The organism is Nocardiopsis endophytica, assembly GCF_027706725.1.
GTDB classification, from domain to species: Bacteria; Actinomycetota; Actinomycetes; order Streptosporangiales; family Streptosporangiaceae; genus Nocardiopsis_A; species Nocardiopsis_A endophytica.
On the sequence record NZ_JAQFWQ010000005.1, the window covers coordinates 15377 to 41213 of the forward strand.

The window sequence follows — 25837 nt, forward strand, 5'->3', positions numbered from 1 at the left end:
AGCATCGAGGAGGTCGGCATGGAGCCCGAGACCGCAGGATCCGCAGAACTGCCGCACGCCTACGAGCCGCCCATGGTGGTGGACATGGGATCGGTTCCGGAATCGACGCTCGGCAAGTTCGCCGAGGACACCAAGGACCAGAACCGCTACTTCGATTGACCCCTGTCGGGCCGCCGCCTTGCGACCGCTGTGGCAGCGACCCCGCCTATCGGCTTCTGTGGGGGATACGGCATGCATCTGACAGGGAGCGCCCTCGGCGGCCCCGCGATCGGGGGCACCCCAGTGTGGGAGTCGTCAATACCGGTGCGTGTGCACGGATCCGGCTCCGTGTGCACGGTGGGTGAGGGCACATTGCGGATCGCGGTGGTCGGCGACTGCTATGTGAAGGACGCCGTCCTCGCCGCCGCTTCGGCGGCGTTCGACCGCGACGACTGGGCGGCATTGACGCGATGGCCCGGTTCCTACTGGGTCATCGCCCACCGCCCTGGGCGGACCGTCGTCGTCGGTGACGCCGTCGGTGCCCGCCCCGTCTACTGGAGCAGTACCCGTGACGGCGTCGTCTGGTCGACATCGGCCCGCTGCCTCGCACGGAAGACGGGGGCCGAGGTCGACTACACGGCCTTGGCCGCACTTCTCACGTGTCCCCTTGTGCCCGAGGTGATCGTCGGCCGTTCCGCATTCACGGGAGTGAACCGCCTGCGGCCTGGGACGGTCTTGGTCATCGAGCGCCAAGGGGCCTCCGTGGTGGCCTATGAGAACGAGACGGCCGTCGTCGACTTCGGCGAGGCTGTGGACGAGTTCAGGGACGCCCTCTCCGAAGCGGTCGAGGTGCGTGTCCGCGAGGGCGGAACGGTGACCTGCGACCTGTCCGGCGGCCTCGACTCGACCACCGTCACTGCTCTCGCCACCCGATTCACGGACAAGGTCGTCGCATTGACCCGTGTGGGTCCGGCCGACCGCAGTGATGACTTCGACTATGCGCGACACGCCGCCGAGGAATTGGATGGGCTGGTCCATGAGACCGTCGGCATGGGGCGGTTCTTCGACCATCTGGAGACGGCCCCGGTGACCGACCAACCCTGTACGGACGCGCCCAGGTGGGCCATCCACCAGGAGGCCGCGCGCCGGTCGAGTGAGGTCGCCGCGAAGGCCCACCTCACCGGCTCAGGCGCCGACACCCTGCTCTCGCCGCCTCCCTTCTCCCTCGCCGAGCTGTGGAGGCTGCGCCGGAGGCGCGACTTCGCCGCGCATGTATCCGCTTACGCACGCCTACGCCACTTGTCTGTTCACAGCGTGGCGAGAAGCGCGGTTCGGCTGGCCCGCACCTCCTATGGCGAAGGGCTTCGTCTGTTGGCGGACCAGGTGGAGGGCGCTGACGCCGGGCGAGGGCCAAAGCGCGGCGCCGCTTCCCGCTTCACCTGGACCGGGGGAACGGGGGCCGCAGCGCTGCTGACCCCTTCGGCGCGTCGGGAGGTGGCCGAGCGGCTACGCACAGCCGCCGAGACCACACGCGTCCCCCGAGCCGAGGTCGCGCAGCGCAGGGCCTGGACCGAAGCCCGCGAATACGGTGCCTACCAGGCCGAACTGACCACACTTCAACGCGCGATAGGGCTTCCCGTCCACGCTCCTTTCCTCGATGGGCGAGTCGTGCGCGCCGCCCTGTCGATTCCCTCTCATCAGCGCGCGGATCTGCGGGCCCAGAAACCACTGTTGTGTGCGGCCATGGCCGGAACGGTCCCTCAGGCCGTTCTCCAGCGGACCACAAAAGGGGCCTATGACGGCATCGCCCTGGCCGGACTACGCGCCAACGCTCCCCGTCTTCGCGCCATACTCACCGATTCCCGGCTAGAGCAGAACGGGGTCGTCGAAGGTGCCGCCGCACGGGCGGAACTCGACCGCCTGGCGGCGGGCGCGCCCGGCAGGTTCGCCGCTTTGGAGGCCGTGATCGCCTTCGAGATGTGGATCCGTGGAGTCGAGAACGGAAGCGGAGGAGCGCATTGCGGGTGAGGCCGAGCCGTTACGTGTACGCGGTCGTCTGCGAGCAAGGAGCGATGCTCCTCGACGTTCGGGGCCGTGGGCGATGGACCTTTCTCTCCCCGACAGCCGCCTACATATGGGCCCACCTGTCCGCCGACGGCGACGTTAAGGAGGCCTCTGCGGCCGTCGCCGACCACTACCGGGTTGATCCGGCCATGGTGGAGATCGACACTCGGGCTTTGGCGGAAGACCTCCTCACCCGCGAGCTACTGGTCCTTGACGGTGGTGGGAGCCGATGAGAGTAAGGCGACTCGACTCTGCTCCGTCCCCCTCCACTCCGGGGTACCTTGCCGCCGCCATGGTCGGCTTCGTGATCGCGCTCGCCGTTCTCCGCCTGTTCCCATTGCGGGTCTGCCTGGCACTGGCCAGGGCAGGAGCGGTGGTCACGCCACGCTTTGTAGGAAGCGAAGAGGCCGAAGCGATACTGGCGGCGCTTGACCGCGTGGCACGCCATCACCCAGGTCGGGCGGCCTGCCTGGAGAACTCCTTGGCGGCGCACATGACAGGCGTCCTGCTGCGCCGCCGTTTCACCTGGTGTATCGGGTCCCGCTTCAGCCCCTGCGAACCCCACGCATGGGTCGAGGCCCAGGGCAGGCCGGTGAGTGAGGACGGGGCCACCGATCGGCCCCTATATGCCGCGATTCGTATCTGACACTTTCGGAGGAGCCGGGATGATCCACGCCCATGACGCCGTCGACGCCGCTGTCGAAGCGGTGGACGAGGTCCACTACCGCGGCCGGGACGGGCGTGCCGTCGTCCACACCACGCCTGCCGGGGTGATCGCCCGGCACCTCCGCGTGCTCGATGTCCGGCCTGGGATGCGCGTCCTGGAGATCGGGACCGGATCGGGGATGTCCGCCGCGCTGCTGGCCGAACTCGTCGGGCCTGACGGATCAGTGGTCAGCATGGACATCCGCGGCTCGCTCATCGAGCGTGCCGACGTGCTCCACCGGGAGGCCGGCTACGCCAACATCGCTTCCATCAGCGGCGACGGGATCTCCGGCGTACCCGAGTACGCGCCGTTCGACCGTGTCGTCGCTTGGACCACCCCCGACCGCATTCCTCGGACATGGGTCGGACAGACGGCGGAAGGCGGCCGTGTCCTCCACCCTCTCGCCATGGCGTCGATGACCTACTCCACGGCGATGGTCTCCTTTGTCGTCGAAGAGGGGCGGCCCGCGCACCTGAGCCTGCACCGGGGTGCGTACGTCCGGATGGCCGAGCCGGACAACGAGCGCTCCGAGGCCGACGACGCCGCTGCGCGGGACACCGAGGCCGACGCCTACCTCTCGGCGCCATGGCTGAGCGGCCGACCCGAGCGCGCCGCCGAGCTGCTCGGCACCCTCGTTCGCTCATCCCTGCATGACGCCGTCGATGGCCTGGACTGGCCGGTCACCGACCATCTGCGCATGTGGCTCATCGCCCGCAGCCCTGAGGGGCTCGTCTCCGCCGGTGTGGGGGACCGGGTCGGATACGGGGTCGTCGACGGCGACCACATCGCGGTGATGGGGGTGCTCCCCGATGCTCGGATCATCGCCGACGCCCCCGATTCACCGGCGCTGAAGCGTCTGCACGACCTCGTGGAGGAGTGGAATCAGGCGGGGAGTCCGGAGACGGAGAGCCTTCCCGTCGACACCGCTCCTGCGGAGGACGGATGGCGGGCGACGATCTGTCGCGTGTCCTGAGGCCCATGGCGGTCGGCTGGCTTCCCCGGCGGGGTGGTGATGGCCGTCACATCCCGTCATCTCTTTACCTTAATCGAGGTTCAGGTTCTAGCTTCGAGGGGTGTCAGCGTCCCCCAGGGGGCGGTCCCCCTCCTGAACGGAATTCCTCGATGTCCTCCATGGCACTGGCCCGACCCTCCGAGCGCGCGCCGGGGGGTACCGGCGCGCTCCCCTCCTCTCAGCGCTCCCTCGCTCCCGACCTGGCGCGGGGTGTCATGCTCCTCGTCATCGCCACCGCCCACGCCCACCTGTTCGCCGAGATCTCCACCGGTGTCGGCACCCAGATCAGCGGCCTATGGGACCGCCTGGCCACCGGCACCATGGCCGTCCTCGCCGACCTGCGCGGCTACCCCATGTTCGCCGCCCTCTTCGGCTACGGCCTGGCCCAGATCCACCGCCGCCGCACCGAGCAGGGCCGCGACTGGCCCTGGACACGCAAGCTGCTCAGACGCAGAGGCCTCTGGCTGCTCGCCTTCGGCGCCGTCCACGTCGCCCTGCTCTTCTTCGGCGACATCCTCTCCGTCTACGGCCTGCTCGCCCTCGTCTTCGTCGGGACCCTCCGGCTGTCCGACCGCGCACTCCTGCGCACCGCCTTCGCCGCCCTCGCCGTCGCGGCCGTGTTCGTCTTCGCCACCCGACTGGCCAGTGACGGCGCGGCCATGACGCCGGAGATCCCCGCCGGGATCGCCGGTGAGTTCCTCTTCCGCCTCACCATGTGGCCCTTCATGGTCGCCTTCATGGGGGCGGCCACCGTCTTCCCCTTCCTGATCGGCATGTGGGCGGCCCGGCGCCGCCTCCTGGAGAACCCGGACCGGTACCTGCCGCTGCTGCGCGGCACCGCCGCCATCGGCATCCCGCTCGCGGTCCTCGGCGGGCTGCCCGAGGCGCTCGTCCGCAACGGGATGTGGGCCGACCCCACCCCTCTGGCCGCCAGCCTGGTCGCCCTCCTGCACCAGGTGACCGGCTTCGCCGGAGGCTTCGGCTACGCGGCGCTCATCGCGCTCGTCGCGGTGCGTATCTCGCGCCGCCCCCGCCCCGGCCCGGTGGCGACCGCCCTGGCCGCGCTCGGCCAGCGGTCGCTCACCTTCTACCTGCTGCAGTCCGTCGCCTGGGCGGTCCTGTTCGCCTCCTACGGCCTGGGCCTGGAGGTCTCCACCGCGGTGGGCGTCGGCATCGGCATCGCGGTGTGGGCGGCGACGGTCGTCCTCGCCGACCTCATGCGCCGTGCGGACATGCGCGGCCCCGCAGAGGTGGCCCTGCGACGACTCACCTACGGCACCCGAGACCGGCAGGCCGCATAGCGCCCGCGGACAGGAGCGGCGCGCCGCCGCGACCACCGCCGATGGCGGTACGCGGCGGCGCGCCCCTGTCTACTCGGCCTCGGCCCGCACGCCCTCGGCCGTCGGTGTCGGCACGCGCCGGATCACCAAGGCGCCGACGGCCAGCCCGACGACGGCGAGCACCGCCGCGACCAGGAACGGGTCCGCCGAGTGCAGCGCGGGCGCGAACCCGAGCCCCACGTAGACGGCCACGCCGCTGGCGCCGCCGAGCTGGTCGGCCGCCCGCTGCACCCCCGAGGCGATCCCCGTGTCCTCGTCGGTCGTGCCGCTGACCGCGATGTACTGCAGCCCCACGATGCCGAGCCCCATCCCGGCGGCGATCAGCAGCATCGCGGGCAGCAGCCACGCCGCTCCGCCGCCGAGCACGGCCACCAGCGCGATCACCGCCATCGCGCCCGCGGCCGAGCCGAGGCCCGCCAGCACGCACGCGCGCACCCCCCACCGCCCCAGCAGCCGGGGGACGAGCACCGAAGCGCCGATCAGCCCGACCGCCAGCGGCAGCAGCGTGAGCCCCGCCCCCAGCGGGCCGACCCCGAGGCGGTCCTGCAGGTAGAACGTGAACAGCAGGAACGAGGTCGACAGCGCCCCGCTGAGCAGGGCCGTCGTCAGGTTCGCCCGGACACGGGCCCGGTCGGCGAAGAACCCCGGGGGCACGAGCGGGTGCGCGGACCGCGCCTCGACCCGCACGAACCCCGCACCCGCCAGCGCCGCGCCCGCCAGTGCCGACACGCTCACCCAGGCGCTCGTGCCGGGTTCACCGGCCTCCACCACGCCGTAGGCGAACAGCAGCGGGCACGCGGTGAGCAGGAACGAGCCCGGCAGGTCCAGGCGGGACCGGCCGTGCGGGGCGGGCCGGTCGTCCTCGACGAGGAGGAGGACGGCCACGATCACGGCCAGGATGAACGGCACCGCGACCAGGAAGATCCACCGCCACCCCAGGGAGGCGGTGATGACCCCGGACAGGGCGAACCCGAGCACCAGCCCGCAGCTCGCGACCGCGGCCCACACGCTCAGCGCCCGCGACCTGCGCGGCCCCTCGGGGAACAGCAGCACGATGGTGGACATCGCGGCGGGGAGGGCGACGGCCTCGCCCGCCCCCTGGAGCAGGCGCGCCGCCACCAGGACGGCGAACGAGGGTGCCAGCCCCGCCAGCAGCGAGGCCGCGCCGAACAGGGCGGTCCCGGCCAGCAGCGTGCGGCGGCGCCCCAGCAGGTCGCCCAGGCGGCCGCCGAGCATCAGCAGGCCGCCGCCGGTGATCGTGTAGCCGACCACGACCCAGGTCAGGGAGTGCCCGCCGACGCCGAGGCCGGCGCCGATCGAGGGCAGGGCGATGTTGACCACGGTCACGTCGACCGCGATGAGGAACTGCAGCATCGACATCGCGCACAGCACCAGCCATGCGCGCGCCGGGGACGGGCTCGGCCCGCGTGAGGGGAGGATGCCTGGAAGCATCGGGTGCTCCGTAACTCAGAAAGGATTCTGAGCAGCACAAAAGCGCCGCTCCGGACTGATCACGAAGCGGCCGGACGTTCCGGTGGGTGGTGCTGTGGCTCGGACGCCCCGCCGCTAGCGGGACATCCGGGTCACCGCCGCGCAAGCGGCCGAGCTCGAAGCGCCAGACATGCCGCGGATTCTAGCAACGGACCGCGGTGGTGGGCCCCGGGCGAGAGCGGCCCCCCGAAAACCGTGTGCCGGACCGGTCCCATGAGGGCTACCATCGGCGCCGCTGGTCGCACGAACCTCACGGCCCGGTCGGTAGTCCGGGCGGCCGCCCCCGTCGGCGGCCCGTTGTCCGGTCCGCTCGGCTCCGGAAACCAGATGCGCCAGGTCCGTATTACACGCGTGCCTGGAGGTCGTCATGGGAGCCCGGTTCACCGTTTATTTCGAGCACCCGTTCTGGGTCGGAGTCCTCGAACTCGACGACGCGGACGGCGTGCGCGCCGCCCGCCACGTCTTCGGCTCCGAACCGACCGGCCCCGAGCTGATGGAGTTCGTCCGCCGCGACTTCCTCGCCCTGCGCGAGCGCGCCCTCGCCTGCCCTCCGGTCCCCGCCGACGAGCTGCGCCGCGCCGACCGGTCCCGGGCCCACAAGGCCGCCCGCGCGGGGGCCAAGGACGCCCGGCGCTTCGGGGACCGCCCCTCGACCGCGGCGTTCGAGGCGATGCGGGAACGCCTCGAAGCCCGGAAGAAGGAGCGCACGGCCTCGGCCCGGGAGCGCCGGGCCAACGAGCAGGAGCACCGCAGGGCCGTGCGCGAGGCGAAGCGCAAGGCACGCCGCCGGGGCCGTTGACGCCGCTACATCAGCTCCATGAAGACGTCGGCGCGGTCGTAGTACTCGTCGTCCAGCGGCAGCCGGTCGCGGGAGACGTGCACGAATCCGGCCTCCTCGTAGAGGTGGATGGCCGGGGCCAGCGAGCTGTGCGAGCCGAGGAACAGGCGCGTGCAGCCCAGCTCCCGGGCGCGGTCGATCGCCGCCGCCACGAGCCGGCGGCCCAGCCCCCGCCCCTGCGCGGCCGGGAGCACGCCCATCTTCGTCAGCTCGAACACCCCGTCCGGGTAGCGCAGCAGGGCCACCCCTCCGAGGACGGTGCCGTCCTCGTCGCGGGCCAGGAGGACGTCGCCGCCCGGCTCGACGACGTGGCCGAACGGGTCCTCGAGGAGGACCCGGTCCCCCTTCTCCATGCTGAACAGGCGCGTGATCCACTCCTCGTTCAGCGCGCGGAAGGCGTCGGCGTCCTGCTGGGAGGCGATCGAGGAGATCTCGACCGAGGCGGTGTGAGGCATGAGGTGTTCCTTCGTGCAGTGCCGTTGGCGGTGCTGCCAGCCTCGCCCCGCGGCCACCCATATGTCCAATACAGTGTTCTTGCGTGATCGATAAGCTGTGCCGATGGATCAGCGCGTTGAACTCCGCCACCTCCGGTACTTCCTGGCCGTCGCCGACGAGCTGCACTTCGGCCGCGCCGCCGAGCGCCTGCACATCGCCCAGCCCGCCCTCTCGCAGCAGATCAGGCAGCTGGAGAAGCTCATCGGCGTCGAGCTGTTCACGCGCACCTCGCGCAGCGTGCGCCTGACCGACGCCGGGACGGCGTTCCGGCCGCGGGCCCGCGACCTGCTCGGGCGCCTGGCGGCCGACCTGCACGAGGCGGGCCGCGTCGGCCGCGGCGAGGCGGGGCGCCTCGACATCGGTTACATCTCCTCGGCCGTCGTCATCCTCAGCGAACGCCTCCGCGCCTTCGCCCGGCGCCGCCCCGACGTGCACGTCAAGCTGCACGACGGCTTCACGGTCGACGTGCTGGCGTCCCTGGAGCACGGCACGATCGACGTCGGGATCGTGCGCGACGCCGGAGAGCGGGACGACATGGACCTGCTCCCCCTGGCATCGGAGCGCTTCGTCGCCGTCGTCCCCGCCGACCACCCGGTCGCCGGGCGGGAGCGCGTGGAGGCGGGGGACCTCGCGGCCGACCCGCTGATCCTGTTCCCGCGCGCCTACGGCCCCCACGCGTTCGACGTGAACACGGCCCCGCTGCGCGAGGCGGGTGTGGACGTCCAGGTCGCGCAGGAGTGCTCGAACTGGCACACCATCATCATGTTCGTGGCGACCGGGCTCGGCGTGACGATCGCGCCGTACAGCGTGACGAACCGGCTCCCGGACGGCGCCCGCCGCCTCGAACTGGCCGGGCGGCCGACCGAGAGCCATATCCAGATGGCGACGCGGCGGTCCGACGACCGCCCGCTGGTGGAGGCCTTCCTCGGACGGCGGTGAGGGCGTCAGCCCATCGGGATCACCAGGGCGCCCGCCACGGACACCGCCAGGGCGAACACGGACGCGATGGTCTGCGCCAGCGTGTACGTCTTGAACCCGCCGGACACCGTGAACCCCGGGAGCTTCACGGCGATCCAGAAGCCGCTGTCGTTGAGCTGGCCCAGGGCCAGCGCGCCCGACAGGCACGACATGGCCACCCACACCGGGTGCACGCCGATCGCCCCCGCCACCGACGCCATGATCGTCATGGTCGTGATGGAGGCGACGGTCCCCGACCCCGTGGCCACCCGGAACGCCACGCCCACCGCGTAGCAGGTGAGCAGGGCGAGAACGACGTTGCCGCCGAAGGCCGACACCGAGTCCGCGATGAGGTCGCCGATGCCCGCCGCCTGGATGACCGCCCCGAACGCGCCGCCCGCGCCGGTCACCAGCAGCACGATGCCCGCCTGCTGCACGGCGGTCGCCGCCGAGGCGTCCCGGGCCTGCCGGTCCATGGTGCGCGCCGCCACGGCATAGGCCACCAGCACGCCCAGCAGCAGGGCCGTGGTCTTGTCGGTGGCGAAGGCGAGCCAGCCGGGCATCCCGCCGTCCAGCGCGGTCCACACCGTCCCCGTGAAGATCAGCAGGATCGGGGTGAGCAGCGGCAGCATCGCCAGGAGGAAGCCCGGCTCGCGTCCGTCGGCCGCGGCGCCGCCCCCGGCGCCGGCGGACGCCTCCGCCGCCCCGGAGGCGCCGCCCCCGGCGCCCCCGCCGCCCACCGCGGCGGGCACCGCCTCACGGTCCTCGTCCCACGCCGGGCGCCAGACCTTCGGCAGCACGGACGAGTACACCGCCACCGCCAGGACCACCGCGATCAGCGCGCCCACACCCCCGACGAGGAGCATCATGCCGGGGTCGAACCCCATGATCTCCCCGGCGGCCAGCGGGTTGGGCGTGGGCGGCACGAGCGTGTGCGCGGTGCCCGCCCCCAGCGCCACCACGCCCACCGCCAGCGGCAGGGGCTTGCCCGCCTCCCGGGCGATGGCCAGGGCCAGCGGCACCAGGATGACGAAGGTGACGTCGTAGAAGACCGGGATCGAGAGCAGGAACGCCGCACCGGCCACGCCGTACATCGCGAACCGCTCCGAGGTCGCGTTCACCAGGGTGCGGGCGATCCTCCGGGCGCCGCCGGAGTCGGACAGCAGCTGCCCGAGGATCACCCCGAAGCCGACCGAGAGCCCGATCCCGGCCATCAGCTCGCCGAAGCCCCCGGTCGCCACCCCCGCCAGGTCCGGCAGCGGGACGCGGGTGAGGACGCCGAGGACGAGGGTGCCGATCACGAGCGCGACGGCGGGGTGCAGCCGCATCCCGACGATCATCGCGACGATGAGCAGGATGCTGAGGAAGAGCCAGAGCAGGTCGATCACGGTCGCTCACCGCCGCCGCTCTGCCTGGGGGAATGCGTCGGCCATGGCCGACTCCTTTCTGCCGGGCCCGCGCGCGGGCCGCAGGAGGGTGCGGACGGCCCGCCGGGCCGGGGCCGGCGGGTCCTCCGGTCACAGGCGCGCGCCCACCAGGCGCTGCCGCTGGGCCTCGCCGAGGCCGTCGATGCCGATCTCCATGACGTCGCCGGAGCGCAGGTACGGGAACCGCCCCGAGAGGGCGACGCCCTGCGGGGTGCCGGTGTTGATGAGGTCGCCCGGCTCCAGGACCGTGTACCGGGACAGGTGCCGCACGATCTCGGCGACGGTGAAGATCATGTCCGAGGTGCTGGAGTCCTGCCGGGGCTCGCCGTTGACCCGCGACCACAGCCGCAGGTCCTGCGGGTCGACCTCGTCGGCGGTGACCAGCTGCGGCCCGACCGGGTTGAAGGTCTCGGCGCACTTGCCCTTGGACCACTGGCCGCCCGAGTGCGCGGTCTGGTACTCCCGCTCGGACACGTCGTTGCTGGTGACGTACCCTGCGATGTGCTCCAGCGCCTCCTGGGCCGAGTCCAGGTAGCGGGCCCGCCGCCCGATGACGACGCCCAGCTCCACCTCCCAGTCCACGCGCTCGGCGCCCGGCGGCACCGCCACGTCGTCGTAGGGGCCCACCACCGTGTTGGGGTGCTTGAAGAAGAGGATGGGCACCTCGGGCGGCGGGCTGTCCGACTCGGCCGCGTGCGCGGCGTAGTTCTGGCCGATGCACAGCACCGCCGTCGGCCGGGCGATCGGCGCGCCGACGCGCATGGCCTCGGCGCCCTCCAGCGGCTCCAGGGCACCGGACTCCAGGTCCTCGCGCGCCGCGGGCAGGCCGTTCGCCAGGAAACGGCCGTCGATGTCGCGGGTCACCGGGCGCAGGTCGAGCCTGCGGCCCTCGGCGTCCACCACGACGGGGATCTCCTCGCCGGGCTCTCCGAGCCTCATGAATCGCATGGTCGGTCTCTCCTCGTGCGGGGCTGGTGCGGGACTAGTGCGGGAAGGGGCGGTTCCGCTCGACGTCGGGGTTGAGCTCGACGCCGAAGCCTGGGGTGTCGGGAACGCGCAGCCGCCCGTTCTCCGGGACGGGCTCGTTCAGCAGCAGCGGCGAGAACATCGGCACGACCTGCTCGGCGGTCTCGTGCATCATCAGGAACTCGGCGAACGGGCTGTTCGTGCGGGTGACCACGAAGTGGTAGGAGTACACCGACGACCCGTGCGGGACGACCATCGCCCCGTGCGCGTCGGCAAGGGCCGAGATCTTCAGCAGCTCGGTGATGCCGCCGCACCAGCCCACGTCGGGCTGGATGACGTCGACCCCGGTCTCCAGGAGCTGCCGGAAGCCCCAGCGGGTCGCCTCGTGCTCGCCGGAGGTGACCAGCACCCCCGGCGGGACCCGCCGCTTGAGCTCGGCGTAGCCCCAGTAGTCGTCGGGGATGAGCGCCTCCTCGATCCACCGCAGCCCGTATTCGGCGCTCTCGCGCGCCAGCCGCACCGCGTAGTCGAGGTCCAGGGACATCCAGCAGTCCCACATCAGCCAGAAGTCGTCGCCGACGCGCCCGCGCATCTCCGCCAGCTCGGCGAGGTTGCGCCGCAGCCCCTCCTCGCCCTCGGCCGGGCCGTGGTGCAGGGGCATCTTGCCGCCGATGAAGCCCAGCTCTCGGGCGACGTCGGGGCGGCTGCCGGTGGCGTAGAACCGCAGCTCGTCGCGGACCGGCCCGCCCAGGAGCGCGTACACGGGCTCGCCGCGCAGCCGCCCCAGGAGGTCGTACAGGGCCAGGTCGACGCCGCTGATGGCGTTGAGCACTACGCCCCGGCGCCCGTAGAACAGGGTCGACCGGTACATCTGGTCCCAGATGCGCTCGATGTCGGTGACCGGCCGCCCCTCCAGGAAGCGCGACAGGTGCCGCTCGACGATCCAGGCGCCGATCTCCCCGGCCGTCGTCACCGCGAAGCCCACGGTGCCGTCGTCGGCCTCGACCTCCACGACCAGCGTGCCCAGCACGTCGATGCCGAAGCTGCGCCGGGACCGCCGGTACTCGGGGTAGACCGACATCGGTGTGGCGATGTGGTCGTCGATCCAGTGGTGGCCGTCCTGGTCGTGGTAGTCGGCGCCCTTCCCGCGCACGGTGAACGCGCGGACGTGCGCAATGGTGCGCTCCATGCTCACCCCTCCTCGTCGAGCCTGATCAGAACCTTGCCCGGGGTGTCGTCTCCGGCGGCGAGCGCGGCGAACTCCTCCGGGCCGCGCGACAGCGGGACCTGCCGGGAGATGAGCTCGTGCGCCTCGGGCGGGGCCGTGCCGATCCACGCGGCGGCGTCGGCGAAGTCCTGGGCCGTGTAGGTGAACGACCCCACGAGCGCGCGCTCCTGGGTGCTGAGGAGGAAGGCGTCCAGGGGCAGCGTCGGCGCGCCCATCCCCACCAGGCACACGGTTCCGCCGATGCGGGTCGCGCGCAGCGCCGAGCGGACGGTGTCCTCCACCCCCACCGCGTCGATCGCCCGGTCGGCGGCGCCGCCGAGCACCCGGGCGACGGCCTCCCCGGCGTCGTCGGCCAGGGCGTCCACCGCCGTCGCCCCGAGGCGTTCGACCAGGGCCCGCCGGGAGGGCAGCACCTCGGTCACCGCGATCCGCGTGACACCCAGCATCCGCAGGGCGAGCACGGCCGACTGCCCGATGGGGCCGCCGCCGAGGACGAGCACCGCGTCGCCGGGCCGCACGCCGGCGCGGCGCACCGCGTGGACGGCGACGGCCAGGGGCTCGACGAGCGCCCCCAGTTCGAGCGGCATCGTGTCGGGGAGGGGCACGACGTTGCGCGCCGGGACGGCCACGTACTGGGCGAACGAGGCCACGATGTCCGGGGCGACCCCGACGACCCGCTTGTTGGGCGCCAGCTGCTCGCGCCCCGCGTAGGCGTCGGCCTCCTCCTCGGGGACCACCACGGGGTTGAACGTGGCCGCGGTCCCCACGGCGGGGCCGTCGGCGTCTGGGCCCAGGGCGGCGACGGTGCCCACGGACTCGTGCCCCATGACCTGGCCGGGCGCCCGGCGTCCGTTCTCGCCGGTGAACCCGTGCAGGTCGGACCCGCAGACCCCGGTCGCGGCGATGCGCAGCAGCACCTCGCCGGGACCGGGCCGCGGGTCCGGGAGGTCGACGACCTCCATGCGTCCGAAGGCGGCGAGCCTGAGCGCCCTCATGGGCCATTCCCCCACTCCGACGGTGGTTCACATGTGTGAAACACGGTTCCTGGACTTGAAGCGGCGGGAGTATGGCAGGTTGACCCAGATCACACAAGAGGGTGTGCGCAGGTCAGGGGGACAGCGCCCCCGAAAGGCCCATCGCGCGGCGGATCCGCTGCGCCCCCTCGCGCAGCACCGGGTACATCGAGTGCGGCCACCGGCCGTCGGTGCGCGAGGTGGGCATGGTGACGCTCATGGCCGCGCACACCCCCGTCTCGGCCTCGGTGGTCACCGGCACGGCCACGCACCGGCAGCCCTCGATGAACTCCTCGTCGTCGACGGTGAACCCGAGCTCGCGGCCGCGCGCGACGATGCGCAGCAGTTCACCGACGTCGGTCACCGTGTTCGGGGTGAGGCGGGGCAGGGCCACCGCCTCCAGCCGGCGCCGGGCCTCCTCCGGGTCGAGCGTGCCCAGCAGGGCCTTGCCGATGCCGGTGGCGTGCGAGTGCAGCCGCATCCCCACCGTTGAGGCCATGCGCATGGGCTTGGGGGACGGCCGGATCGCGATGTAGACGTTCTCGATGCCCTCCAGGCGGGCCAGCTGCACCGTCTCCCCGACGCGCTCGACCATGTCGTCCATGACCTCGTGCGAGGCCTCCAGCAGGATCCGGTGGCCCTGGTAGGCGTGGCCGACCTGCCAGGCGCGCAGGCCGAGCCGGTACCGGCGGGTGCGGGGGGAGTGCTCCAGCCACCCGGAGTCGACGAGGGTGGCCAGCAGGCCGTGCGCGCTCGACTTGGGCAGCCCGGAGTCGACGACGTCCTGGAAGGAGACACTGCCCTTCTCGGCGACGAGATCGATGATCTCCAGGGCCCGCCCGGCGGACTTCACCCTCGCCGGCCCCTGCGCGTCCGCGGTCATCACCCGTCCTCCCCTCGCGCCCGTCGTGCCGTGCGAACACTCTAGGCGCGACGCCGGAGGGCGGCGGCGATGAGTTTCCCCGTCCGCGGGAGTCCCATCGGTGTCATCGCCCGGCGGTACCGTCGCCGGGCACGAAGGACGACCTCCACGGGGAGCGGAGCACATGGGACAGCTGCTGAAGGTCCAGAACTTCACCATCTCCAGCGACGGGATCGCTGCGGGTGAGAACCAGAGCCTTGAGAACCCGTTCGGGACGGACATCGACCCGCAGAAGCTGTTCACCTGGGCCGGTGCCACGGCCAGCTGGCCGAACCGCACCGACCCCGGCGGCAGCCGGGGCCTGGACGACTACTTCACCCGGGACTTCTCCCGCAACATCGGCGCCGAGATCATGGGGCGCAACAAGTTCGGCCCCCAGCGCGGGCCCTGGGAGGACCACGAGTGGCAGGGCTGGTGGGGAGACGAGCCGCCGTTCCACACCCCCGTCTTCGTCCTGACCCACCACCCGCGCCCGTCGTTCACCCTGTCCGACACCACGTTCCACTTCGTCGGCGGGGAGCCGGCCGAGGTCCTGGAGCGGGCGAAGGAGGCCGCACAGGGCAAGGACGTCCGACTCGGCGGCGGGGTGACCACGATCCGGGAGTTCCTGGAGGCGGGGCTCGTCGACACCCTGCACGTGGTCGTCAACCCGGTGAAGATCGGCGAGGGCCTGCGCCTGTGGGACGCCCCCGAGGACCTGGAGGACCGCTACCACCACGAGGCCGTCCCCAGCGCGAGCGGGGTCACCCACCACATCTTCTGGCGCGACTGAGGGGCGCCCCCCGCTGGGCGGGGCGCCCCTCGGCCGCACGGCTCAGAGGTCCAGTCCGAGGACCGGGGCCGTCCCGGGGCGTGCGCTGCTCGGGCATGGCCCCGGTCTCGCCCTGGAGGCCCTGCGGGGTCACCTCGAAGACGTCGCCGTCGTCGGGGAGGACGATGTTCGCGTGCTCCGCGCGCACCACGTCGTCGTCGCGGTGTGTGGCCATCAGCGTCGCCTCCGGCCACCGCCCCGCGATCGCCTCGACGTCCTCCAGGCCCATGTGGCCGAAACGCCCCTCCCGGGGGAACGACGTGTCCAGAACCAGCACCGGGCACTCGGAGGCCAGCCGGTCCACGGACGGGCAGCGGACCGTGTCGCCGGTGTATCCCAGCCGGGCGCCGTCGGCGGCGGTGATCCGGTAGCCCATGGTCGGCACGGTGTGCTCCATGGGCAGGGCCTCGATGCCGTAGCCGCCCTCCGTGCACGCCCCGCCCTCGGACGGGTCGAACTCGACGAACCGCGGCCGCACCTTGTCCCGAAGTCCGTCGAGGGTGCCCGGGTAGGCCGCCTCGAACAGCCGCTCCAGGCGCTCCTCGAACCCGGTGGGCCCGACCAGCACCAGGTCCTCGTCCCGGGACCGCCGCAGCCCCTGTTCCAGGATGAGGAAGACGGCGTCGAAGAAGTGGTCGGCGTGGAAGTGCGTGATGAGGCACAGGTCCACCGACCCCGGGTCGGTCCCGGAGCGCCGCATCGCCTTCATGCTCCCGTTGGGCGTGTCGATGAGGAGCCTGCCGTCGACGAGCGCCGAGGCGCTGGTCCGCTCCGACAGGATCGATCCGGTGCCGATGAACTGCAGCCTCACTGGTCAGGTCCCTTCTCGTGGTCCGCGTCGCCGTCGGTGTCGCCGACGGCCCGGCCAACGTAGGCGGATCGTGACGCAGTGTGCATCAGGAATGACGAATCGTCGTCGGATTCGGTCGGCCCTTAACGGTCCACCGCCGGTCGATGGTGGCGCCTACACCCCCATGGACCGGCGTACGTGCGCCATGTCCCCGGCCCGTGCCCGGCCCATAGGTTCGCCGTGTCATGAGACACGACGGTCGAACCCCGGGAGCAGCCCATGTCCGCGACGCCGACGGGAACGGTGCCCAAAGCCGACGGAGAGCGCAGGAGGGGCAGCGACTTCGCGCAGCTGTCCCGCCGGATCGAGCAGGCCGGGCTGATGGAGCGCACCCCGCGCTACTTCGCGGTCCGGCTCACCCTCACCGGTGCCGCCTATGCCGCCGCCTGGGCCGCCTTCGCGCTGGTCGGTGACTCCTGGTGGCAGCTGGCCACGGCGGTCGCCCTCGCGGCGGTGTTCGGCCAGGTCGCCCTGGTCGCCCACGAGCTGGCGCACCGGCAGATCTTCTCCGGGCGCCGCCTGAGCGAGAACGTCGGCCTGTTCGTCGGCAACCTCGGCATCGGCCTGGGGTACGCGTGGTGGCAGGACAAGCACACCCGCCACCACGCCAACCCCAACCACGAGGAGCTCGACCCCGACGTCCAGCCCGAGATCCTCGTCTGGTCCCAGGACCAGGCGCGCGCGGCGAAGGGGCTGCCCCGGCTCCTCGGGCGCTCCCAGGCCTACCTCTTCTACCCGCTGCTCCTCCTGGAGGGCCTGAACCTGCACGTCGGCAGCGTGCGCGCGCTGTTCCGGCCGGCCACCAAGCGCAAGGGCGCCGAAGCGGCCCTGCTCGCCGCGCACTTCGTGCTCTACCTGGCCGCCGTGTTCCTCGTGCTCGACCCGGTCAAGGCGGTCGCCTTCATCGCCGTCCAGCAGGGCCTGTTCGGCGTCTACCTGGGCTGCATCTTCGCCCCGAACCACAAGGGGATGCCCACCCTGAAGAAGGGCGAGAAGCTCGACTTCCTCCGCAAGCAGGTGCTGACCTCGCGCAACGTCCGCGGCGGGTGGTTCACCGACATCGCCCTGGGCGGCCTGAACTACCAGATCGAGCACCACCTGTTCCCGAGCATGCCGGGCCCCAACCTGCGCCGCGCCCAGCCCATCGTGCGGGCCTACTGCGAGGAGATCGGCGTCCCGTACCACGAGACCGGCTTCATCCGCTCCCACGCCGAGGCCCTGGCCCACCTCCACCGCGCCGGGGAACCGATCCGGGAGGCGGCCTGACCGGCACCGGCGGGGACGGCCCAGCGGCCGTCCCCGGCCCGGGGTGCCGCGCGGACTACTTCTCGGCGCGGCGGTAGACGCTCGCGATCGCGCCCTTGGGGTTGGTGGTGGTCGACACCAGCTCGAAGGCCTGCATCCCGCCGTCCTCGGGGAAGATGCTCTTCCCGCCGCCGAGCAGCACGGGCATCTGCACCAGCCGCAGCTCGTCCACCAGGCCCTCGTTCAGCAGCGCCCGCACCAGGCTGGGGCTGCCCATGACGACCAGGTCGCGGCCCTCGGACTCGCGGAGCTTGCGGATGTGCGCGACGGCCTCCGACCCCGGGATGCGCGTCGTGTTGTTCCAGGTGAGGTCGGACTCGCCCAGGGTGTCGGAGACGACGTACTTCTTGATGGCGTTCAGCTTGTCGGCGAACGGGTCGCCGGCCCGCTCCGGCCAGGCGGCGGCCATGGTCTGCCAGGTGCGGCGGCCGTAGAGCAGGGCGTCCGCCTCGGCCACGGCCCTGTCGAACGCGCCGCCGGCCACCTCATCGTCGAAGAAGGACATGGACCACCCGCCGTTGGCGAAGCCGCCGTCGGTGTCCTCCTCGGGGCTGCCGGGGGCCTGCACGACGCCGTCGAGGCTGATGAACTCGGTGACCAGGATGCGCATGGGGTTCGCCTTTCCTTCGTTCGGAGTGTCGACAGTGAAGACCGCGGGGCGGACCGGAACTCATCGCATCCGGCGCGCCCGATTCTGTCGATTCGTCGGGTGATGCCGTTGTGACCTGGGGTGATGTGGCGAAGGGCGGTGCCGGGGGAGCCTACGGCCATGCGCCCGGGCGCCGAAACCCCCCCGGTCGCGCCGGGATTCTGACGAACCTCCGTCAAGAACAGCCGTCCGGCGTTGGCCGCCGCCGGGTGCGGGGCTACCGTTCACGCATGGACCACCCCGCCGCCGAACGGCACCGGCCGTTCGCCCCCCTGCCCGAGCCCGCCGAGGCGTTCATCCGCGACCTGCCCAAGGTCGAGCTCCACGTGCACCTGGAAGGCTCCATGAAGCCCGAGACGCTTCTGGAGCTGGCGCGCCGCAACGGTGTCGAAGGGGTGCCCGCATCCCTGGACGCGGTCCGCGACTGGTACGCCTTCACCGACTTCCCGCACTTCATCGACGTCTACCTCGCCTCCGTCGCGACCCTGCTGACCGAGGACGACTTCGCCCTGCTCGCCGGGGACGTCGCCGACACGCTCGCCGCCCAGAACGTCCGCTACGCCGAGGTGCACGTCAGCCTGTACGCGCACCTGATGCGCGGCGTCTCCGCCGAGACGGTGTTCGCCGGGATCGAGCGCGGGCGCGCGCGGGCCGCCGCCGACCACGGCATCGAGCTGCGCTGGATCCCCGACTTCCCCGGGGACTTCGGGGTGGAGAGCGGGGAGCGGACCCTGGAGGCGACGCTGGCCCACGGCCCGGACAGCGTCGTCGGGTTCGGTGTCGGCGGCATGGAGGTCGCCCGTACCCCCTTCGCCGACCTGTTCGCCCGCGCGCGCAAAGCCGGTCTGCACAGCCTCCCCCACGCCGGGGAGGTCGGCGGCGTCCAGCGCGTCCACGAGGCCCTCGACGAGCTGGCGGCCGAGCGCATCGGGCACGGCATCCAGGCGATGGCCGACCCGGAGCTGGTGGCGCGCCTGCGCGACGAGCGCGTCCCGGTGGACGTGTCACCGACCTCCAACCTGCGCACGCGCGCCATCGACGCCATCGGGGACCACCCGCTGCCCCGGATGCTCGACGCCGGGCTGCTGGTCACGCTCAACAGCGACGACCCGACGATGTTCGGCACCGACCTCACGGGCGAGTACCGCACCGCGCACCGCCTGGGGCTGGACCTGTCCACGCTCGCGCTCCTGGCCCGCAACGGCGTGGACGCCTCCTACATGGACGGCACCCGAAAGGCGGGGCTGAAGGCGGAGATCGACGCGGTCCTCGCGCGCCACACGGCCTGAGGGGGCGGCCGTCACCCGGAGGGGACGGCGGACAGCCCCACCATGCAGGTGGTCCTCAGCTCCTCCCACTGGGCGAGGGCGGTGTCGGCGGCATCGTCCTCATAGGGCACCGGGACGCCGCCCTCCAAGCGCGCGGGCGCCCACTCGTCGCCGATCACCTCGCCGTCCTGCAGCGTCAGGGTGAGCACCCCGCTCTGCGCCGTCGGTCCGTCGTGGTTGTAGAAGACGAAGTTCCCCAGGCCGTAGTGGACGTAGCCGCCGGGTGCGTACCCGCCGGGGGACAGCACGTGCGCATGCCCGCCGACCACGGCGTCGGCGCCCGCCTCCAGGAGCCGCTGGGCCAGGTCGGGCGCGTGCGGCAGGGGGCAGTGGTCGCCCTCCCGTCCCCAGTGCAGGTAGACGACGACGGCGTCCGCCGCGTCCGCGGCCTCGGAGACGGCGCGCACCAGCCGGTCCTGCATGCCGTCCTTCGCCGACGCCAGGCCGGGCCGGTCGCCCCGGGCCGTCCACTGCTCCATCAGGTGCGCGTCCAGCACGTCCGTGGCGCCGAGCAGGGCGACGGTGTCGCCGCCGAGCTCGACGGTGTGCGGGGCGTACGCCCCGTCCTCGTCGCGGCCCGCCCCCACCAGGGGGAATCCGGCGGCCTCGGCGTTGGACAGGGTGTCCTCCAGCCCGTCCGGGCCGAAGTCCATGCCGTGGTTGTTGGCGACCGTCGCCGCGTCCACCCCGGCCGACTCCAGGGCGTCGAAGGCGGTGGCCGGGGCGCGGAACCGGAACTGCTTGCCGGGGGCGGGGGTGCCGCCGCCGGTGACGGCGGTCTCCAGGTTCACCATCGCCAGGTCGGCCTCGGACAGCCGGGAGGCGATCGGCCCGAGCGCCGTCGCGGGGGAGGCGTCCAAGCGGTCCCGGAGCGCCCCTTCGAAATGCACATCGCCGCCGAAGGCGATGGTGTAGGGCTCCTTGGCCGCTTCCGGCCCGGCAGAGGGGGTGGAGTCGGCTCGTTCCAGGTCGCCGGCCGCGGGGCCGCACGCCGTGGTGAGGGAGGCGGACAGGAGGAGGGCGGTTGCCGTCGTGCGCTTCATAAGCGGTCCACACTTCGTGAATCTCGGGCGGGACGCCGGCGGGGCCCACGTGCACCGCCCCTGGCCCTTCACCCGGTGGGACGTGCACGGGCGGGCCGGGGTGCGCGGCCGGTCGCGGCCACCGGCGGTGCGGGAACCGTATGCAGTAGGTGATGATGCTGCTACATAGAGTGGTAGACCGTGTTCAAGTCTTCACGCGGTGGAGTGCCGACCGTTACTGGGGGGCGGGGCCGCCGCCGGGTGTGCGCGCCGCTTATCTGGATGGATTCATTTTCTTGAACTACTCAAGATCGTGTCCTAGAGTGGGACCGCCCGGCCCCCCCCGGCGAGACCCGGACGAACGTCGAAAGGTGTGAGCAGTGACCGCTCCCTACAGCACGGACGACGCCGGCCACCCGATCCCGAGTGACGGCCTCTCGCAGTCGGTGGGCCCCAACGGCCCGCTGCTGCTCCAGGACCACTTCCTGATCCAGAAGATGGCCCACTTCAACCGCGAGCGGGTGCCGGAGCGGGTCGTGCACGCCAAGGGCGGCGGCGCCTTCGGGGAGCTGGAGGTCACCGAGGACGTCAGCCGGTACACCAGGGCGGACCTGTTCCAGAAGGGGAAGAGGACCCCGCTGCTGCTGCGCTTCTCCACCGTCGCCGGTGAGCTGGGCAGCGCCGACACCGCCCGCGACCCGCGCGGTTTCGCGCTGAAGTTCTACACCGAGCACGGCAACTACGACATCGTCGGCAACAACACGCCGATCTTCTTCATCCGCGACCCCTCGAAGTTCTCCGACTTCATCCACTCGCAGAAGCGCCGCGCCGACAACCAGCTGCGCGACAACAACATGCAGTGGGACTTCTGGACGCTGAACCCCGAGTCGGCGCACCAGGTCGCGTTCCTCATGACCGACCGCGGCACCCCGCGCACCTGGCGGCACATGCACGGCTACGGCAGCCACACGTTCATGTGGTACAACGCCTCCGGCGAGCGCTTCTGGGTCAAGTACCACTTCAGGTCCGACCAGGGCGTGGAGAACCTGACCGCCGGCGAGGCCAAGCGCATGGAGGCCGAGGACCCCGACGCCCACCGCCGCGACCTGTGGCGCTCCATCGAGCGCGGCGAGTACCCGTCCTGGACGGTCAGGGTCCAGGTCATGCCGTTCGAGGACGCCGAGGACTACCGGTTCAACCCCTTCGACCTGACCAAGGTGTGGCCGCACGAGGACTACCCCGAGATCACGGTCGGCCGGATCACCCTGAACCGGAACCCGGAGAACTACTTCGCCGAGATCGAGCAGGCCGCGTTCGAGCCGAGCAACCTCGTCCCGGGCATCGCCATGAGCCCCGACAAGATGCTGCAGGGCCGCCTGTTCTCCTACCCGGACACCCACCGCTACCGCATCGGGCCCAACTACAACCAGCTGCCGGTCAACGCGCCGAAGTCGCCGGTCCGCAGCTACAACCTGGACGGCCCGATGGCCGTCCGGAACCAGCCGGACCCGGTGTACGCGCCGAACACCGCCGGCGGCCCGACCGAGGCCCCCGAGCTGTACGCGGGCGAGGCCTTCGAGGTGGGCGGCGAGATCGTCCGCTCGGCCTATGAGCTCCACAAGGAGGACGACGACTTCTCCCAGGCGCGCACGCTGTGGGAGAAGGTCCTGACCGCGTCGGAGCGCGCCAACATGGTCGCCAACATCGTCGGCCACGCCTCGGCCGAAGAGGTCACCGGCGACATGAAGAAGCGCGTGGTCGAGTACTGGACCAACGTCCACCCCGACCTGGGCGCCGGTGTGGCGGAGGGGCTGGGCGTCCAGGCCTGACCCCGCCCGCGGAACCCCCGGCGGCCCCTCCACCTGCACCTGGGGCGGCCGGGTCGGCCCCGGGACACGGATCCGCGTCCGTGCCCCGGGGCCCATCTCTGTCCCCCGCCCGCCTCACCCGGCGGGCTCGGCGCGCGGCGCGTAGGCGCGCAGGAACGCGTCGACGCCGTCCTCCGCGCTCGCCCTGATCTCCTCCCAGTCCATGGGCAGCGCACCGTGCAGGGTGCGGTTCACCGTCTCGGCCGTGGCCAGCACCAGCAGGTGCACCGCCGCCCGGCGGCCGTCGCGCAGGTCCAGCAGCCCCCGGCCGGCCAGCCCCTCCAGCCGCCGCCGCAGGTCGGCCTGGACCACGCCCGGCCCCTCGCGCTGCCACTCGGCGAGCAGTTCGGCCGGCAGGTGCCCGGCCTCGGCCTGGACCTGGCGCACCAGCGCGAAGTGGTCGGTGAACCGGTTCGGCAGCAGGCACCAGTCGAAGGTCAGGTCCACCAGGTCGGCGCGCAGGTCGGCGACCTTGCGCAGGTGCTTGTCGAGCAGCGCGAGCTGGGCCTCGCGCACCCGCACCGTGCTGGACCGGATCACGTCCTGGAACAGCTCCTCCTTGCCGCCGTAGTGGTTGTAGATGGTGCGGGTGGAGACCCCCGCCTCCTTGGCGATGGTGTCGATCCCGGCCCGTTTGAAGCCGTCCCGGCCGAACACCGTGAGCGCCGCCGCGTGGATCGCGGCCCGCTTCTCCGCCGATCCGCGCCGCGGCCGGGGTGCATCGTCGCTGGTCACTGCCGCTCCTCTCGAAAAAAGTACAACCACTGTTGTACTTATTGCCATACATGTTGTACTTTACCTGATGTCGCCGACGGCGCCCACCGGAACCCCGGTGCGGTACGGCGGCACCCGCGATCAGGAGGGAGCCCCCCATGCTGGAGACCGTTCACAACGCCCCGCTGGCCCTGACCGTCGTCACCGGCAGCACACGCGCCGGGCGGTTCGGCCCGACCGTCGCCGACTGGTTCGCCATGCAGGCCCGCCGGTTCGGCGACATGGACGTCGACGCCGTGGACCTGGCCGACCACGACCTGCCCGAGGCGGGCGGGGACGGCACCGGGGAGCAGGCCGCCGAGGCGGCCCGCCTCGGCGGGCGGCTGGCGGCGGCCGACGCCTACGTCTTCGTGACCCCCGAGTACAACCACAGCTTCCCGGCTCCGCTGAAGAACGCCATCGACCTGTACCGGGAGGAGTGGCGGGCCAAACCCGTCGGCTTCGTCTCCTACGGAGGCATGGGCGGCGGCCTGCGCGCGGTGGAGCAGCTCCGGCTGGTCTTCGCCGAGCTGCACGCGCCCACCGTGCGCGACACCGTCAGCTTCCACATGGCCTGGGAGCGGTTCGACGAGCAGGGCGAGCCGTACGACGCGGAGGGGTGCTCCATGGCCGCCAAGGGCATGCTCGCCCAGCTCGACTGGTGGGGCCGGACCCTGCGGGCCGGGCGCGCCGCGGTCCCCTACACCTGCTGACCCCCGCCGCTCCACCGCCGCTCCACCACCTCGATCGACCACCCCTGGAAGGACACGCCCATGTTCGGCGCACTCACCGTCACCAAGATCCACACCTCCGACGCCTCCGCCGCCACCGCGTTCTACCGCGACCGCCTCGGCCTGGAGGTGATCGAGGCCCACGGCACGCACACCACCGTGTTCGCCACCGGCAACGGCGGCGAGCTCATCGTCACCGAGCAGCCCTCCGAGCGGCCCGTCGACATCGCCTTCACCGGCGTGGACATCCCCGCCGCGCACGAGGCGCTGTCCGACCTCGGCGCCACCGACGTCGTCCCGCACAAGACCGGGGAGCGCTTCGAGCTGACCGACCCGGACGGCAACAAGGTCATCTTCGTCAACGCCTGAGCCCCCGGCCCCCGTCGGGGCCGGGCCGACCACGATCGGAGCCGGATATGCACGCGCAGTCCGCACCCCCGGCGGGGACCGCCGGCGGCGCCCCGGCGGGCGCCCCGCCCGGGGCCGCGCCGATGGCGGTCCTGCTGGCCGCCTCCACCTTCACCGTGATGGCCGGGGCGATCATCAGCCCGGTGGTCGAGGTCATCCGCGGCGACCTCGGGGTCACCGGGACCGCCGCCGGGCTGGTGATCACCGGCCACGCCCTGGGGATCGCCCTGGCCAGCCCGCTCATCGGGCGCGCGATCGACGGCTGGGGGGCGCGCCGCGTCCTGGCGGCCGGGCTGGCCCTGTTCGGCGCGGCCGGCGGGGCGGGCATGGCCACCGGCGACTCCTACGCCGCCCTGCTCGCCACCCGGCTGGTGTTCGGCGTCGGCGCGGCCGCGGTGTTCAGCGGGACCACCGTCGGCCTGCTCGCCCTGTACCGCGGCGCCGCGCGCGACCGGGCGATGGGCTGGCGCGGCACCGCCTCCAGCCTGGGCGGGGTGGTCTGGCCGCTGCTCGGGGGCGCGCTCGGCGGGCTCAGCTGGCACGCCCCCTTCGCCATCTACCTGCTCGGCATCCCGCTGGGCCTGGCGGTGCTGTACTTCCTGCCCGACGACGCCCGGAGCGCGGGGGACCGGGCCGGGGCGCCGCGCATGGGTGCGTTCGCGCTGCTCGCCCGCCATCCGGTGCTGCTGGCCCACTACGGCCTTCTCGCCTCCTCGGCCGTGCTGCTGTACGTGATGATGGTCTTCCTGCCGCAGCGCCTGGCGCAGATCGGTGTGGAGGCGCCGCTGGCGGTCTCGCTGTACTCGGTCTCCATGACAGTGGCGATGAGCGTGGTCGGCCTGGCCTACGCCCGGGTGCGGGCGCGGCTGGGGTACGCCCGGCTGCTGCGGGTGGCCGCGGTGAGCTGGGTGGCGGCCTTCGTGCTGATGGCGCTGGTGGACGTGCCCGCGGTGCTGGTGGCCGCGCCCGTCCTGCTCGGGTTCGGGCAGGGGGTGGTCAACCCGGCCGTCACCGTCCTGATCGGCGAGGCGACCCCCGAGGAGCTGCGCGGGCAGGCCACGGCGCTGTCGGGCACGGCGGTCTTCGCCGGGCAGTTCGCCTCCCCGCTGCTGCTGGGGCCGCTGGTGGAGGCGGCGTCGGTGCGGACGGGCTTCCTCGTCTCGGCGGGCTTCGCGGCCCTGGTCCTCGCGGTGCTGCTGGCGACCCGTTTCGGCTCCGGGGCCGACGCGGCGGCCCGGCACTGACCCGGGCGGGCGGATCGCCGCCCCCGGAATGCGGAGGGGATTCGCATTCCGGGGGCTTTTCCTGTTCTCGGGCGACAATGGCCGTTCGTCGGGAAAGTCTGTTTCGGTGGGCGGGTTCCCCGGGAAAGCGGGGGTAAAGAATTCGGCTCCTGCCGGATTCGGGCGTGCCCGAAAAGCGGGGCCGTACCCTGCGGTTTGTTGCTGAGGGTAGTAACGGACATACGGTGTGTGCGCGCGGCAACCTCGTCAATTCATGAAAACCCCCGCGCGTGCGAAGCGCCCTCCTCTAGCGTTGCCAGGCAACGAAAAGGGCGGCCCCGCCCGTCGTCCGCATCCACCCCGCACGGAGGATCGCGTCGCGGACGGGCCTGCGGGCCATCGTGTCGACGGTTCATCGCACCCGCTACTGCGTGCACTGCGGCAAGGAACT

26 protein-coding genes are annotated in these 25837 nt (G+C 72.3%); 15 read left to right on the top strand and 11 right to left on the bottom strand.

Features of this window, described 5'->3' with window-relative positions:
- Positions 1-18: 18 nt before the first annotated feature.
- The 6 genes from O4J56_RS02745 to O4J56_RS02770 all read left to right on the top strand — a co-directional run bounded on the left by O4J56_RS02745 (position 19) and on the right by O4J56_RS02770 (position 5062).
- Positions 19-159, top strand: a complete 141-nt coding sequence (locus O4J56_RS02745) for a lasso RiPP family leader peptide-containing protein (protein WP_270683453.1) — start codon at positions 19-21, stop codon at positions 157-159.
- 177 nt (positions 160-336) lie between these two features.
- Entirely contained in the window at positions 337-2007 is a 1671-nt protein-coding gene (locus O4J56_RS02750; RefSeq protein WP_270683454.1) for an albusnodin/ikarugamycin family macrolactam cyclase, read from the top strand.
- Between the two features lie 44 nt (positions 2008-2051).
- Positions 2052-2276: a PqqD family protein gene (locus tag O4J56_RS02755; RefSeq protein WP_270683455.1), complete on the top strand. Its 225-nt coding sequence runs from the start codon at positions 2052-2054 to the stop codon at positions 2274-2276.
- 59 nt (positions 2277-2335) lie between these two features.
- Positions 2336-2689 carry a lasso peptide biosynthesis B2 protein gene (locus O4J56_RS02760; protein WP_270683456.1) on the top strand — a complete coding sequence of 118 codons (354 nt, stop codon included), beginning with the start codon at positions 2336-2338 and terminating at the stop codon, positions 2687-2689.
- A gap of 19 nt (positions 2690-2708) precedes the next feature.
- Complete coding sequence (locus O4J56_RS02765; protein WP_270683457.1) at positions 2709-3722, top strand: protein-L-isoaspartate O-methyltransferase family protein; 1014 nt, start codon at positions 2709-2711, stop codon at positions 3720-3722.
- A 149-nt stretch (positions 3723-3871) separates the two neighbouring features.
- Positions 3872-5062: a DUF418 domain-containing protein gene (locus O4J56_RS02770; RefSeq protein WP_408639073.1), complete on the top strand. Its 1191-nt coding sequence runs from the start codon at positions 3872-3874 to the stop codon at positions 5060-5062.
- Between the two features lie 69 nt (positions 5063-5131).
- Here the strand turns inward: O4J56_RS02770 and O4J56_RS02775 are convergent, their stop codons facing one another.
- On the bottom strand, positions 5132-6553 hold the full coding sequence (locus O4J56_RS02775; RefSeq protein ID WP_270683458.1) for an MFS transporter: 1422 nt from the start codon (positions 6551-6553) through the stop codon (positions 5132-5134).
- Between the two features lie 406 nt (positions 6554-6959).
- Between O4J56_RS02775 and O4J56_RS02780 the strand changes: the two genes are divergently transcribed.
- On the top strand, positions 6960-7391 hold the full coding sequence (locus tag O4J56_RS02780; protein ID WP_270683459.1) for a YjdF family protein: 432 nt from the start codon (positions 6960-6962) through the stop codon (positions 7389-7391).
- 5 nt (positions 7392-7396) lie between these two features.
- On the opposite strand, the gene O4J56_RS02785 is transcribed toward O4J56_RS02780, so the two are convergent.
- Entirely contained in the window at positions 7397-7885 is a 489-nt protein-coding gene (locus O4J56_RS02785; RefSeq protein ID WP_270683460.1) for a GNAT family N-acetyltransferase, read from the bottom strand.
- Between the two features lie 103 nt (positions 7886-7988).
- On the opposite strand from O4J56_RS02785, the gene O4J56_RS02790 reads away from it, so the two are divergent.
- Complete coding sequence (locus tag O4J56_RS02790) at positions 7989-8864, top strand: LysR substrate-binding domain-containing protein (RefSeq protein ID WP_270683461.1); 876 nt, start codon at positions 7989-7991, stop codon at positions 8862-8864.
- 5 nt (positions 8865-8869) lie between these two features.
- On the opposite strand, the gene O4J56_RS02795 is transcribed toward O4J56_RS02790, so the two are convergent.
- The 5 genes from O4J56_RS02795 to O4J56_RS02815 all read right to left on the bottom strand — a co-directional run bounded on the left by O4J56_RS02795 (position 8870) and on the right by O4J56_RS02815 (position 14399).
- A complete protein-coding gene (locus O4J56_RS02795; protein ID WP_270683462.1) occupies positions 8870-10270 on the bottom strand; it encodes a GntP family permease in 1401 nt (466 codons plus the stop codon).
- A 129-nt stretch (positions 10271-10399) separates the two neighbouring features.
- The gene (locus O4J56_RS02800) at positions 10400-11257 is read right to left on the bottom strand and encodes a fumarylacetoacetate hydrolase family protein (RefSeq protein ID WP_270683463.1); all 858 of its coding nucleotides are present in this window, start codon (positions 11255-11257) and stop codon (positions 10400-10402) included.
- A 34-nt stretch (positions 11258-11291) separates the two neighbouring features.
- The gene (gene rhmD / locus O4J56_RS02805; RefSeq protein ID WP_270683464.1) at positions 11292-12464 is read right to left on the bottom strand and encodes an L-rhamnonate dehydratase; all 1173 of its coding nucleotides are present in this window, start codon (positions 12462-12464) and stop codon (positions 11292-11294) included.
- 2 nt (positions 12465-12466) lie between these two features.
- Entirely contained in the window at positions 12467-13498 is a 1032-nt protein-coding gene (locus O4J56_RS02810; protein ID WP_270683465.1) for a zinc-dependent alcohol dehydrogenase, read from the bottom strand.
- A 112-nt stretch (positions 13499-13610) separates the two neighbouring features.
- The gene (locus O4J56_RS02815; protein ID WP_270683466.1) at positions 13611-14399 is read right to left on the bottom strand and encodes an IclR family transcriptional regulator; all 789 of its coding nucleotides are present in this window, start codon (positions 14397-14399) and stop codon (positions 13611-13613) included.
- Between the two features lie 163 nt (positions 14400-14562).
- On the opposite strand from O4J56_RS02815, the gene O4J56_RS02820 reads away from it, so the two are divergent.
- Positions 14563-15210 (top strand): dihydrofolate reductase family protein, encoded by a 648-nt coding sequence (locus tag O4J56_RS02820; protein WP_270683467.1) that lies wholly within the window; start codon positions 14563-14565, stop codon positions 15208-15210.
- Here O4J56_RS02820 and O4J56_RS02825 read toward each other — a convergent pair.
- Positions 15182-16060 (bottom strand): MBL fold metallo-hydrolase, encoded by an 879-nt coding sequence (locus tag O4J56_RS02825; protein ID WP_270683468.1) that lies wholly within the window; start codon positions 16058-16060, stop codon positions 15182-15184. The genes O4J56_RS02820 and O4J56_RS02825 overlap by 29 nt on opposite strands.
- Before the next feature lie 360 nt (positions 16061-16420).
- On the opposite strand from O4J56_RS02825, the gene O4J56_RS02830 reads away from it, so the two are divergent.
- Entirely contained in the window at positions 16421-17365 is a 945-nt protein-coding gene (locus O4J56_RS02830) for a fatty acid desaturase family protein (RefSeq protein ID WP_270683558.1), read from the top strand.
- Positions 17366-17420: 55 nt separating this feature from the next.
- Here the strand turns inward: O4J56_RS02830 and O4J56_RS02835 are convergent, their stop codons facing one another.
- Entirely contained in the window at positions 17421-18014 is a 594-nt protein-coding gene (locus tag O4J56_RS02835) for a dihydrofolate reductase family protein (RefSeq protein ID WP_270683469.1), read from the bottom strand.
- Between the two features lie 269 nt (positions 18015-18283).
- On the opposite strand from O4J56_RS02835, the gene add reads away from it, so the two are divergent.
- Positions 18284-19342, top strand: coding sequence for an adenosine deaminase (add, locus tag O4J56_RS02840; protein WP_270683470.1), 1059 nt, complete (start codon positions 18284-18286; stop codon positions 19340-19342).
- Positions 19343-19353: 11 nt separating this feature from the next.
- Here the strand turns inward: add and O4J56_RS02845 are convergent, their stop codons facing one another.
- Positions 19354-20424, bottom strand: coding sequence for a CapA family protein (locus O4J56_RS02845; protein WP_270683471.1), 1071 nt, complete (start codon positions 20422-20424; stop codon positions 19354-19356).
- Between the two features lie 359 nt (positions 20425-20783).
- Here O4J56_RS02845 and O4J56_RS02850 point away from each other — a divergent pair, with 359 nt between their 5' ends.
- Positions 20784-22232 carry a catalase gene (locus tag O4J56_RS02850; RefSeq protein ID WP_270683472.1) on the top strand — a complete coding sequence of 483 codons (1449 nt, stop codon included), beginning with the start codon at positions 20784-20786 and terminating at the stop codon, positions 22230-22232.
- 114 nt (positions 22233-22346) lie between these two features.
- On the opposite strand, the gene O4J56_RS02855 is transcribed toward O4J56_RS02850, so the two are convergent.
- Positions 22347-23006 (bottom strand): TetR/AcrR family transcriptional regulator, encoded by a 660-nt coding sequence (locus O4J56_RS02855; protein ID WP_270683473.1) that lies wholly within the window; start codon positions 23004-23006, stop codon positions 22347-22349.
- A gap of 137 nt (positions 23007-23143) precedes the next feature.
- On the opposite strand from O4J56_RS02855, the gene O4J56_RS02860 reads away from it, so the two are divergent.
- From O4J56_RS02860 to O4J56_RS02870, 3 genes are read left to right on the top strand one after another with little or no spacing between them, the layout of a single operon-like run.
- Positions 23144-23737 (top strand): NADPH-dependent FMN reductase, encoded by a 594-nt coding sequence (locus O4J56_RS02860; protein WP_270683474.1) that lies wholly within the window; start codon positions 23144-23146, stop codon positions 23735-23737.
- A 60-nt stretch (positions 23738-23797) separates the two neighbouring features.
- The gene (locus tag O4J56_RS02865; protein WP_270683475.1) at positions 23798-24124 is read left to right on the top strand and encodes a VOC family protein; all 327 of its coding nucleotides are present in this window, start codon (positions 23798-23800) and stop codon (positions 24122-24124) included.
- A 47-nt stretch (positions 24125-24171) separates the two neighbouring features.
- Positions 24172-25407, top strand: a complete 1236-nt coding sequence (locus tag O4J56_RS02870) for an MFS transporter (RefSeq protein ID WP_270683476.1) — start codon at positions 24172-24174, stop codon at positions 25405-25407.
- Positions 25408-25837 lie beyond the last annotated feature (430 nt).

Coding starts and splice junctions, on each gene's coding strand:
- O4J56_RS02745 (WP_270683453.1), top strand. CDS start 19: ATGGAGCCCGAGACCGCAGGATCCGCAGAACTGCCGCACGCCTACGAG.
- O4J56_RS02755 (WP_270683455.1), top strand. CDS start 2,052: ATGCTCCTCGACGTTCGGGGCCGTGGGCGATGGACCTTTCTCTCCCCG.
- O4J56_RS02760 (WP_270683456.1), top strand. CDS start 2,336: ATGGTCGGCTTCGTGATCGCGCTCGCCGTTCTCCGCCTGTTCCCATTG.
- O4J56_RS02765 (WP_270683457.1), top strand. CDS start 2,709: ATGATCCACGCCCATGACGCCGTCGACGCCGCTGTCGAAGCGGTGGAC.
- O4J56_RS02770 (WP_408639073.1), top strand. CDS start 3,872: ATGTCCTCCATGGCACTGGCCCGACCCTCCGAGCGCGCGCCGGGGGGT.
- O4J56_RS02775 (WP_270683458.1), bottom strand. CDS start 6,553: ATGCTTCCAGGCATCCTCCCCTCACGCGGGCCGAGCCCGTCCCCGGCG.
- O4J56_RS02780 (WP_270683459.1), top strand. CDS start 6,960: ATGGGAGCCCGGTTCACCGTTTATTTCGAGCACCCGTTCTGGGTCGGA.
- O4J56_RS02785 (WP_270683460.1), bottom strand. CDS start 7,885: ATGCCTCACACCGCCTCGGTCGAGATCTCCTCGATCGCCTCCCAGCAG.
- O4J56_RS02790 (WP_270683461.1), top strand. CDS start 7,989: ATGGATCAGCGCGTTGAACTCCGCCACCTCCGGTACTTCCTGGCCGTC.
- O4J56_RS02800 (WP_270683463.1), bottom strand. CDS start 11,257: ATGCGATTCATGAGGCTCGGAGAGCCCGGCGAGGAGATCCCCGTCGTG.
- rhmD (WP_270683464.1), bottom strand. CDS start 12,464: ATGGAGCGCACCATTGCGCACGTCCGCGCGTTCACCGTGCGCGGGAAG.
- O4J56_RS02810 (WP_270683465.1), bottom strand. CDS start 13,498: ATGAGGGCGCTCAGGCTCGCCGCCTTCGGACGCATGGAGGTCGTCGAC.
- O4J56_RS02815 (WP_270683466.1), bottom strand. CDS start 14,399: ATGACCGCGGACGCGCAGGGGCCGGCGAGGGTGAAGTCCGCCGGGCGG.
- O4J56_RS02820 (WP_270683467.1), top strand. CDS start 14,563: ATGGGACAGCTGCTGAAGGTCCAGAACTTCACCATCTCCAGCGACGGG.
- O4J56_RS02830 (WP_270683558.1), top strand. CDS start 16,421: ATGGAGCGCACCCCGCGCTACTTCGCGGTCCGGCTCACCCTCACCGGT.
- O4J56_RS02835 (WP_270683469.1), bottom strand. CDS start 18,014: ATGCGCATCCTGGTCACCGAGTTCATCAGCCTCGACGGCGTCGTGCAG.
- add (WP_270683470.1), top strand. CDS start 18,284: ATGGACCACCCCGCCGCCGAACGGCACCGGCCGTTCGCCCCCCTGCCC.
- O4J56_RS02845 (WP_270683471.1), bottom strand. CDS start 20,424: ATGAAGCGCACGACGGCAACCGCCCTCCTCCTGTCCGCCTCCCTCACC.
- O4J56_RS02860 (WP_270683474.1), top strand. CDS start 23,144: ATGCTGGAGACCGTTCACAACGCCCCGCTGGCCCTGACCGTCGTCACC.
- O4J56_RS02865 (WP_270683475.1), top strand. CDS start 23,798: ATGTTCGGCGCACTCACCGTCACCAAGATCCACACCTCCGACGCCTCC.
- O4J56_RS02870 (WP_270683476.1), top strand. CDS start 24,172: ATGCACGCGCAGTCCGCACCCCCGGCGGGGACCGCCGGCGGCGCCCCG.